We start from the raw sequence: 8,999 nt of genomic DNA, 5'->3' as shown, positions 1-8,999 counted from the left end.
GTTGTTTTGTCGTTATAATAATTATAAAGCATGAAATGGAAAACGAGCAACTCCTAATTGGAATTGCTCGTTTTTTTATGTATGAGCAGCTAGTTTTTGCCCAGCCTCTTTTTAAATGTATTTCATAAATTCCAACTGAGTTTTTATATTGAAAATCTTATAAAATTCTGCTAAAATTTTTCTATGAAAAGACTTTACGATGTGCAACAATTACTAAAAAGTTTCGGTATTATTGTTTACATGGGCAACCGCCTCTATGACATTGAAATGATGCAGATAGAGCTCAATCGAGTTTATCAGGCAGGTCTTCTGGATAGGTTGGACTACATGGAGGCCGAATTGGTTTTGCGACGGGAACATCGTTTGGAATTAGAGTATCAGAAGTTGAAGGAGAGCAAATAGTGGAAACCTTGTGGATATTTATTGTTTTTGTGCTTATTTTAGGTTCATGGATGGGCTTCAATTATTGGAGATTGCGACGTGCAGCGACTGTGATTGATAATGCAGAATTTGCGGAAAAGATTCATGGTGGCCAGTTGATTGACCTGCGTGATCCGAGTGAATTCAGTCGGAAGCATATTCTAGGTGCCAGAAATATTCCCTACCAGCAATTACGCCAATCAACAGCGGCTTTACGTAAAGACAAGCCTGTCTTGATTTATGAAAATGACCGTGGACAGTTGGTAACACCAGCAGCCCTTCATCTGAAAAAGCAAGGCTTTAATGACATTTATATCCTTAGCTATGGGTTAAATGGTTGGAATGGAAAAGTGAAATCGAGTAAGTAAGTTTGTAAGAATTGACTAATTGACTTTAGATATAGTCAGGTTTAAGGAAGAGAACAATGGAAAAAAAATTCGAAAAATTATCCCTAGCAGAAATTGGGATTATTAGTTTTATGGCCCTCGTTTTAATTATCAGTCTTGGAGCAAGTTGGTATAAAGATTCGCAGACAAAGACAGCCGCAACAAGTCAACAACAGGTGGCAACAGTAGATTCAAATTATAAGGCGGCTGAAGATGCAGTTATTGCGTTGGAAGGTAATCAAACAAAAGAAAAGTTGGAAGCTGCTCAAGCAGCTGTTGATAAGTTAGTTGATGCAACTAAAAAGCAAGAATTGCAAACTAGGATTGATAAAGTTAAGGTATCTGCTGCTAATTTGACTGATGCACAAACTAAAGCTTTATTACAAGCAGAATTGGTCCGTGCTGAAGCAGCGAAAAAACTAGCTGAGCAAAAGAAAGCATCGTCTTCTACTTCTAGCAGTAGTTCAGTTCCGGAAGTCCCAGTGACAGAGCCGAGTGCATCTGTTGTTGAGGAAATCCCACAAGAGACATATCAAGAAGAAGTCGTTTATGAAACAGAAACTTACGTTGAACCATCCGTAAGTCAGCCAATTATCACAACTCCTGAGACTCCTACATCTACTGTTGTTGAGTCAAGTGAAACTGTTGCTTCAGAAACATCTACATCTAATGCTACAGTATCATCAGACACAAGTACAGGAAATAGTGATTCGACAAGCACTGATCAATAGAAAAAGAAGGAGATTTCTCCTTCTTTTTTCTATTTTGATTTAGCCGTCATCAGTATTTTCTGCTATAATTATCTTTATGAGAATTGTATCTGGAAACTATGGCGGTAGGCCCTTAAAAACCTTAGAAGGAAAGACAACCAGACCCACTTCGGACAAGGTCCGCGGTGCCATGTTTAATATGATTGGTCCTTATTTTGACGGTGGTCGGGTCTTGGATCTCTATGCAGGCAGTGGCGGTCTGTCAATCGAGGCTGTTTCTCGCGGGATGGAGGCTGCAGTGCTGGTCGAACGAGATCGGAGAGCGCAAGCCATTATCCGCGACAATATCCGCATGACCAAGGAAGACAGCAAGTTTCAGCTCTTAGCCATGGAGGCTAAGCAGGCTTTGGCTCATCTGAGCGGATCCTTTGACCTGGTCTTTTTAGACCCTCCCTATGCAGCTGAGGATATCGTGGCAGACATTACCGAGCTGTGCCAGCGCCAGCTTTTGTCTCAAGACGTCATGGTGGTCTGCGAGACGGATAAGGCGGTCTCTCTTCCAGAGGAAATAGCAGAGCTGGGTATCTGGAAGGAAAAAATCTACGGAATTAGTAAGGTAACAGTCTATGTCAGATAAGATTGGAATGTTTACAGGCTCTTTTGATCCCATTACCAATGGACATCTGGACCTGATTGAGCGGGCCAGTGGCCTGTTTGATAAGCTTTATGTTGGTATTTTTTTCAATCCCAATAAAATTAGTTTGTTTACAGGGCAGGAGCGACTAGCCCTCCTCCGAAAAGTTTTTGAGGGAAATGATAAGATTGAGGTCTTTTTAGCGGGTCAGGAGTTGGTGGTTGATGTAGCCCATAAGCGACAAGTCAGCCATATTATCCGAGGTCTCCGTAATGGCATTGACCTTGAATACGAGGCTAATTTTGACTATTTCAATCGCCAACTGGCTCCGGATCTTGAGACAGTCTATCTCCTATCCAAGCCAGAATATCGGAATATCTCTTCTAGCCAAATCCGTGAATTGATCCATTATAAGCAAGATATTAGCCCCTATGTTCCCCTAGTTGTTAGTGAGGAGATAAGAAAGAATGAAAAAAAATAGAAAATTACTACTGATTACATCCATTGTAGCGGGAACTCTCTTACTCTGGTTTACTGTATTTGTTCCCCTACCATACTATCTGGAAAAGCCGGGCGGTGCCATGGATGTTCGTCAGGTATTGACAGTTAACGATAAGATTGACGAAGAGGATGGTTCTTACAATTTTACCTATGTGTCAGTTCAGCAGGCTACGGCTCTGCAACTCTTAGCGGCCCAGTTTGATCCATACACAAGTGTCAGTTCAGCAGAGGAGATGACAGGTGGAGCAGACAGCGAGGAATACTTCCGCATTGCCCAGTTCTACATGGAAACTTCGCAAAATATGGCCAAGTACCAAGGTCTGACCTTGGCTGACAAAGAAGTCAGTTTGGATTTCTTCGGTGTTTACGTTCTAGCTTTGGCCGAAGATTCAACCTTTAAGGAAATTCTCAATATTGCGGATACGGTTGTCAGTATCAATGGAAAAACCTTTGAATCCTCTCCAGACCTTATTAAATATGTCAGCAGTTTGGAATTGGGCAGTGATGTGACTGTTGGTTATGTAAGCGGTGGTCAGGAAAAATCTGCGGACGGTAAAATTATCAAATTGTCTAATGGAAAAAACGGAATAGGCATTACTCTCGTAGATCATACAGAGGTTCAAAGTTCGATTCCGATTGATTTCCAAACGGGAGATATTGGTGGTCCAAGTGCTGGTCTCATGTTTACCCTTGCTATCTATACGCAACTGGCTGATCCAACCTTGCGTGATGGGCGCGTGATTGCAGGTACTGGAACCATTGAGCAAGATGGTAGTGTTGGTGATATTGGTGGAGCAGATAAGAAGGTATTATCTGCAGCCAAGGCTGGAGCAAGTATCTTCTTTGTTCCCAATAATCCAGTTGATGAAGAAATCTTGAAAGAGGATCCAACAGCTAAAACCAACTATGAAGAGGCTAAAGAGGCAGCTGAGAAGGCAGGTCTGGACATTGAAGTTGTGCCTGTCAAGACAGCTCAGGATGCCATTGACTATTTGAAGAAAACAAAGGGCGAGTAAATCGTCCTTTTTCATTTTAAATTTTCTTAAAATTGTCAGAAATTTCTCCTAAAGACTAAACTAGAAGAATTTCTGGTCAAATAGTGATATAATAGTAGGGTTAGATAGAAATGATATGTATGAAGAATTGAAAAGATAGGAGGACAAATGAAAAAAGAAATTTCACCTGAAATGTATAACTACAACAAGTATCCTGGCCCAAGTTTTGCCCGTGTAGGAGAAAAGGTTGTATCAGAAAATATAGAGCTAGACCTGTTGGAAGATTACAAAGAAGCCTTTGACCAGACCATTTTTGGTCAACGTTTTTCGCCTTTGATGCTTAAGTTTGATTTTATCGTAGGCGATTGGGGCAATGAGCAACTGCGCTTGAAGGGCTTTTACAAGGATGATAAGAATGTCAAGTCAGACTTAAAAATTAGCCGACTAGATGATTATCTGACAGAGTATTGTAATTTTGGCTGTGCTTATTTCGTCTTAGCCAATCCAAATCCGCAGGACTTACCTGTTGAGGAGGAGGACAGACCTCGTCGCAAGCGGAGTCGTTCACGTAATCGCAACAGAAATCAGCAGCGGACGGAGCCTATTGAACCAAAAGAAAACAAAAATAGTCGCAATGACCGTCAGAAAAAAGGGAAGCAGCAGAACAAGCAGTCGGAACAGCGTCATTTTACCATGAAGAATGCGGGTGTTAAGGCCAATCAGACGGAGCGCAGTCAGAAGCGTGACCGTAAGCAGAATAATCGGGAGATGAATGAGGCTAAGCGTAGCTTTGTCATCCGTCAGAAGTAGGGAGAATCATGAAACCATCAATTTATGCCTTTAGTCAAGCCAATCTTGTGGATTGGATTTTAGAAAATGGAGAAAAGAAATTCCGAGCGACTCAGATTTGGGAATGGCTCTACCGTTCTCGTGTCCAAACCTTTGCGGAAATGACCAACTTGCCCAAGTCTTTGATTGAAAAGTTGGAAGAAAACTTTGTGGTCAATCCTCTTAAACAACGGATTGTGCAGGAATCCAAGGACGGAACGATTAAATATCTCTTTGAACTACCAGATGGGATGTTGATTGAGACAGTTCTCATGCACCAGCACTATGGTCTTTCTGTCTGTGTAACGACACAAGTTGGTTGTAATATCGGTTGTACCTTCTGTGCCTCTGGTTTGATTCCGAAACAACGGGACTTGACCAGCGGTGAAATCGTGGCTCAGATTATGTTGGTGCAGAAATACCTAGATGAGCGTAATCAGAATGAACGTGTTAGCCATATCGTTGTCATGGGGATTGGAGAGCCACTTGATAACTATGACAATGTTATGACCTTCTTGCGTGTAGTTAATGATGACAAGGGCTTGGCAATCGGAGCTCGTCACATCACAGTGTCAACATCTGGTTTGGCACCAAAAATCCGTGATTTTGCCCGTGAGGGAGTTCAGGTTAACTTGGCAGTGTCCCTTCACGCGCCAAATAACGACCTTCGTTCCAGCATCATGCGCATCAACCGTCGCTATCCAATCGAAGTCTTGTTTGAAGCGATTGAGGACTATATCAAGGTGACCAACCGACGTGTGACTTTTGAATACATCATGCTCAATGAGGTCAATGATGGAGTGGAACAAGCTCAGGAATTGGCTGATTTGACCAAGAACATCCGTAAATTGTCCTATATCAACTTGATTCCATACAATCCTGTAAGTGAGCATGACCAGTACAGCCGTTCAACTAGAGAACGGACCTTGGCTTTCTTTGATGTCTTGAAGAAAAACGGGGTCAACTGTGTCGTTCGTCAGGAACATGGTACAGATATCGATGCGGCTTGTGGTCAATTGCGTTCCAATACCCTCAAAAAGGACCGTGAAAAAGCGCGTGCTCGTATTGCAGCAGCCAAAGCCAAGGCAGGTATTCAGGCATGAGAACATTCTTCCAAGCAGATGGAAACTTGACCAAGCTAGGAAGACAGATTTGTAAGACCTTAGCTGGAGCCTATGCTCTGGCTATTGTTTTACTCTGTTTCCTACCTCAGTCTTGGTATCCTCAATACAAGGATTTCTCCACACCAGGAATTATTCAGATTGGACGGCTCTATCTCCTGCCTACCCCTTTCAACAGCATTGTCAATGGGGATAAGGTGGACAGTCTGGCGGACCTAGGTTGGATTTTCCTGCAGAACATCACCAATATTTTTCTGCTCTTTCCTTTTGTCTTCCTTATTTTATTTCTTCGGGAAGAATGGCGGAGCCTTCGAGCGGTGATACGTTATAGTTTTTGTATGAGCTTGTTTATCGAATGTACCCAGCTCTTGTTAGACCTGCTCATCGATGCGGGGCGAGTGTTTGAAGTGGATGACCTCTGGACCAATACGCTAGGCGGTGTCTTGGCCTATCTATTATTTACCAATCTTCAAAAAGGAATTGGCATCCTATTATCTAGAACAAAAGACGATAGATAGAAAGATAGGTGAAAATGAATGAATTTTCAAATTTTTTAGAAAATTTCAAAAAAACACTTGACCTATTTTGAATTGTGGCGTATAATTTTATGTAATCAGAAGAAGTAATAAACAGTTTAGCTGAAGAGAGTCTATGGTTGGTGCAAATAGATGCTAGTCGTTTATTAAATGGGCTGATGCCAAATGTAGTAATGAGTGGTATGAAACAGTTTTATCTATGTTTGGGTATGTGAATTCGAAACAATGAGAATTCGGTCCGCACCCCTTATCGTGCGTCTCCTTGTTTGAGGAGAATGAGTTATGGTCTTACTAGTCGAGTCCATAAGTGAGGTGGCACCGTGTCCATTGACGCCCTCGCAGGTTATTTTTCCTGCGGGGGCTTTTCCTTTAGTCATTCAGTTTATCTTTTATTACGTCGTTAACTCGCTTTGCCGTACTTTAGTACTGCCTGCAGCGCGTTGTCTAGTACTAAAAGCAAACTGAAAGACTATTATCTAAACGAGGTAATCAAGATGAAACGATGGCGTAGAAAGTAGGTAAAACAAGAATGAAACAGTGTAGTATAATATTTTAGTTATTAGAAAATAGAAAGAGGAAAGCATATGGCAGAAAAAGGTTATTTTGGACAATTTGGTGGTAGTTTTGTACCAGAGCAAATTCAGGTTTTGTTGGACCAATTGGAAGAAACGTTTGAAACCTACCGCAATGATCCAGAGTTCATTGCAGAATACCAAGGCTATTTAAAGGATTATGCGGGTCGTGAAACACCCCTCTATTTTGCAGAATCCTTGACGAAAGAGCTGGGTGGTGCCAAAATTTATCTCAAACGGGAAGATTTGAATCACTTAGGTTCCCATAAGTTAAACAATGTGCTGGGGCAGATTCTTCTGGCGAAACGTATGGGTAAAACCCGCGTCATAGCGGAAACTGGTGCTGGTCAGCACGGTGTAGCAACGGCTGCTGTTGCGGCACGATTTGGCTTGGGATGTGATGTCTATATGGGGGCTGAAGATGTCAAACGCCAACGCTTCAATGTTTTCCGTATGGAGATGATGGGGGCGCGAGTTCATGCTGTAACGGATGGAACGCAAACCTTGAAAGAGGCCGTTGATGCGGCATTTGGTGCATGGATGGCTGATTTGGATGCCTTCTACGTTTTGGGTTCTGCAGTTGGACCACACCCTTATCCAACCATTGTCCATGAATTCCAGAAGATTATTAGTGTTGAATCTCGTCGTCAGATTTTGGAAAAAGAAGGCCGCTTGCCAGACTATGTCATTGCCTGTGTAGGTGGTGGTTCCAATGCCATCGGTGCATTTTCTCAATATTTACCAGATGAGTCTGTTCAGTTGATTGGTGTAGAAGCAGCTGGTAAGGGCGTTGATACGGAACTCCATGCAGCGACTATGACTAAGGGAACGGTTGGTGTGGTTGATGGTATGAAGACAATCTCCCTCTTTGATGAAAATGGTGGAGTAGCACCGGTTTATTCCATTTCAGCAGGATTGGACTATCCAGGTGTTGGACCAGAGCATGCTTATTATAAGGAAACTGGTCGAGTTAAGTATGTCGCAGCAACAGATGATGAGGCGGTTAATGCCCTTCTGACCTTAAGTCGTACAGAAGGAATTCTTCCAGCCATTGAATCGTCTCATGCGATTGCAGAAGCTCTACGCTTAGCACCACAACTAGATAAAGATAAAATCATTATTATCAATGTTTCCGGTCGAGGAGACAAGGATGTCGCAGCAATTGCGGATTATTTGGAGAGTAGATAAAAGAGGCTCTATAATTTCTGTAGTGGGTAAAACCACCGTGGAGATTATGGAGCCTTTTTGAGTATAGAAAAAAAGTCCCATATGACCTATAATGAAAAGCGACGAAACTCACATTAGAAAGGGTTCATATGGAACAACTAAATCTTATCACAAATCTTCTCAGAATTAAAGACAAAAATATCACTATCTCTAATGAATATGACCTAGGAACTCACTTAGAACTCCACGGTCACTTGGATTACACAGCCCCTAAATGCTCAAAATGCAAGGGACAAATGGCTAAATACGACTTCCAGAAAGCCTCTAAAATCCCCTACCTAGAAACTGCTGGTTACCCGCTACTTATCCGCCTTAGAAAGCGTCGCTTCAAGTGTAAAGAATGCGGAAAAATAGCGGTCGCTGAAACTCCTCTTGTCAAGAAGAACCACCAAATCTCTGTCGCTGTTAACCAGAAGATTGCTCAATTACTCATCGAAAATCAAGCAATGAAACATATTGCACACAGGCTATCTATCTCAACATCATCAGTTATGAGAAAACTCAATGAGTTCAAGTTTGAAACAGATTGGAATGCCTTACCTGAGGTGATGAGCTGGGACGAGTATGCCTTCAAAAAAGGGAAAATGAGCTTTATCGCTCAAGATTTCGACTCCCTAAATGTCATCGCCATTCTGGACGGAAGAACTCAAGCAACCATCCGAAACCACTTTCTACGCTATCCTAGAAAGGTTAGAAATCGGGTCAAAGTCATTACCATGGATATGTTTAGTCCATACTACAAATTGGCTAGACAGCTATTTCCCAATGCAAAAATTGTACTCGACCGCTTTCATATTGTTCAACACCTTAGTCGTGCTATGAACCGTATCCGTATTCAAATTATGAATCAATTCGACAGAACATCGCAGGAATACCGAGCCTTGAAACGCTACTGGAAATTGATACAACAAGATAGCCGTAAAATCAGCGATAAACGATTTTATCGCCCTATGTTCCGAATGCACTTGACTAACAAGGAAATACTGGAAAAACTCCTGTCTTTCTCCGAGGAACTACGACAGCACTATGAACTCTATCAACTTCTCTTATTCCATTTCCAAGAGAAAAA

11 protein-coding genes are annotated in these 8,999 nt (G+C 42.0%); all 11 read left to right on the top strand.

The genetic code is table 11. The annotated features are described in order from the left end of the window. Positions 1-183: 183 nt before the first annotated feature. Positions 184-402, top strand: a complete 219-nt coding sequence (locus C1E99_RS11080) for a YqgQ family protein (protein ID WP_105207581.1) — start codon at positions 184-186, stop codon at positions 400-402. Positions 403-452: 50 nt separating this feature from the next. Next, complete coding sequence (locus tag C1E99_RS11075; protein WP_161943238.1) at positions 453-788, top strand: rhodanese-like domain-containing protein; 336 nt, start codon at positions 453-455, stop codon at positions 786-788. A 56-nt stretch (positions 789-844) separates the two neighbouring features. Continuing rightward, a complete protein-coding gene (locus tag C1E99_RS11070; protein ID WP_105207580.1) occupies positions 845-1,537 on the top strand; it encodes a serine protease in 693 nt (230 codons plus the stop codon). Between the two features lie 76 nt (positions 1,538-1,613). Then, entirely contained in the window at positions 1,614-2,153 is a 540-nt protein-coding gene (gene rsmD / locus C1E99_RS11065) for a 16S rRNA (guanine(966)-N(2))-methyltransferase RsmD (protein ID WP_105207579.1), read from the top strand. Continuing rightward, entirely contained in the window at positions 2,143-2,631 is a 489-nt protein-coding gene (coaD, locus tag C1E99_RS11060) for a pantetheine-phosphate adenylyltransferase (RefSeq protein WP_105207578.1), read from the top strand. Before rsmD ends, coaD begins: the two co-directional genes overlap by 11 nt. Continuing rightward, entirely contained in the window at positions 2,618-3,667 is a 1,050-nt protein-coding gene (locus tag C1E99_RS11055; RefSeq protein WP_105207577.1) for a SepM family pheromone-processing serine protease, read from the top strand. The genes coaD and C1E99_RS11055 overlap by 14 nt, the downstream gene beginning before the upstream one ends. A 147-nt stretch (positions 3,668-3,814) precedes the next feature. Beyond that, a complete protein-coding gene (locus C1E99_RS11050) occupies positions 3,815-4,456 on the top strand; it encodes a YutD family protein (RefSeq protein WP_105207576.1) in 642 nt (213 codons plus the stop codon). An 8-nt stretch (positions 4,457-4,464) separates the two neighbouring features. Continuing rightward, positions 4,465-5,577 (top strand): 23S rRNA (adenine(2503)-C(2))-methyltransferase RlmN, encoded by a 1,113-nt coding sequence (gene rlmN / locus C1E99_RS11045; protein ID WP_105107957.1) that lies wholly within the window; start codon positions 4,465-4,467, stop codon positions 5,575-5,577. Then, complete coding sequence (locus C1E99_RS11040) at positions 5,574-6,113, top strand: VanZ family protein (RefSeq protein WP_105207575.1); 540 nt, start codon at positions 5,574-5,576, stop codon at positions 6,111-6,113. The genes rlmN and C1E99_RS11040 overlap by 4 nt, the downstream gene beginning before the upstream one ends. Before the next feature lie 602 nt (positions 6,114-6,715). Then, the gene (gene trpB / locus C1E99_RS11030) at positions 6,716-7,891 is read left to right on the top strand and encodes a tryptophan synthase subunit beta (protein WP_105207573.1); all 1,176 of its coding nucleotides are present in this window, start codon (positions 6,716-6,718) and stop codon (positions 7,889-7,891) included. A 128-nt stretch (positions 7,892-8,019) separates the two neighbouring features. Continuing rightward, positions 8,020-8,999: ISL3 family transposase (locus C1E99_RS11025; protein WP_105206448.1), on the top strand; the 980-nt coding region annotated here is incomplete at its 3' end.

Source organism: Streptococcus suis, from assembly GCF_002964045.1.
Taxonomy (GTDB): Bacteria; Bacillota; Bacilli; order Lactobacillales; family Streptococcaceae; genus Streptococcus; species Streptococcus suis_U.
Note: the sequence above shows the minus strand (reverse complement) of the source record. Positions and strands in the feature narration are given on the sequence as shown.

Excerpts from the sequence above, each read along its gene's own strand:
- C1E99_RS11080 (WP_105207581.1), top strand. The coding sequence starts at position 184 with ATGAAAAGACTTTACGATGTGCAACAATTACTAAAAAGTTTCGGTATT.
- C1E99_RS11075 (WP_161943238.1), top strand. The coding sequence starts at position 453 with ATGGGCTTCAATTATTGGAGATTGCGACGTGCAGCGACTGTGATTGAT.
- C1E99_RS11070 (WP_105207580.1), top strand. The coding sequence starts at position 845 with ATGGAAAAAAAATTCGAAAAATTATCCCTAGCAGAAATTGGGATTATT.
- rsmD (WP_105207579.1), top strand. The coding sequence starts at position 1,614 with ATGAGAATTGTATCTGGAAACTATGGCGGTAGGCCCTTAAAAACCTTA.
- coaD (WP_105207578.1), top strand. The coding sequence starts at position 2,143 with ATGTCAGATAAGATTGGAATGTTTACAGGCTCTTTTGATCCCATTACC.
- C1E99_RS11055 (WP_105207577.1), top strand. The coding sequence starts at position 2,618 with ATGAAAAAAAATAGAAAATTACTACTGATTACATCCATTGTAGCGGGA.
- C1E99_RS11050 (WP_105207576.1), top strand. The coding sequence starts at position 3,815 with ATGAAAAAAGAAATTTCACCTGAAATGTATAACTACAACAAGTATCCT.
- rlmN (WP_105107957.1), top strand. The coding sequence starts at position 4,465 with ATGAAACCATCAATTTATGCCTTTAGTCAAGCCAATCTTGTGGATTGG.
- C1E99_RS11040 (WP_105207575.1), top strand. The coding sequence starts at position 5,574 with ATGAGAACATTCTTCCAAGCAGATGGAAACTTGACCAAGCTAGGAAGA.
- trpB (WP_105207573.1), top strand. The coding sequence starts at position 6,716 with ATGGCAGAAAAAGGTTATTTTGGACAATTTGGTGGTAGTTTTGTACCA.